General features: G+C 57.9%; 1 protein-coding gene. It reads left to right on the top strand.

Translation table 11 applies throughout. The features are described 5' to 3' along the window. Positions 1–349, top strand: a 349-nt coding sequence (locus tag HU765_RS27130; RefSeq protein WP_186624094.1) for a catalase, incomplete at both ends; no start/stop codon positions are given.

Consider the following 349-nt stretch of genomic DNA (forward strand, 5'->3'; position numbering starts at 1 on the left):
GCATTCCGGATGGCTACCGCCACATGCATGGCTTTGGCAGTCACACCTACAGCCTGATCAATGCCCAAGGCGAGCGCCACTGGGTGAAATGGCACTACAAGACCAAACAGGGCATCAAGAACCTCGCACCGGCAGACGCTGCACGTCTGGCAGGCACTGATCCGGATTACGCCCAGCGTGACCTGTTCGAGGCGATCGAGCGTGGCGATTTCCCGAAATGGCGCGTTTGCATTCAGATCATGACCGAAGCCCAGGCAGCGGCGCATTACGAAAACCCGTTCGACGTCACCAAGACCTGGTCGCAGAAAGAGTTTCCGCTGATCGAAGTGGGTGAGCTTGAGCTCAATCG

Origin of the sequence: Pseudomonas sp. SWRI81, assembly GCF_014268545.1 — a bacterium.
GTDB classification, from domain to species: domain Bacteria; phylum Pseudomonadota; class Gammaproteobacteria; order Pseudomonadales; family Pseudomonadaceae; genus Aquipseudomonas; species Aquipseudomonas hamedanensis.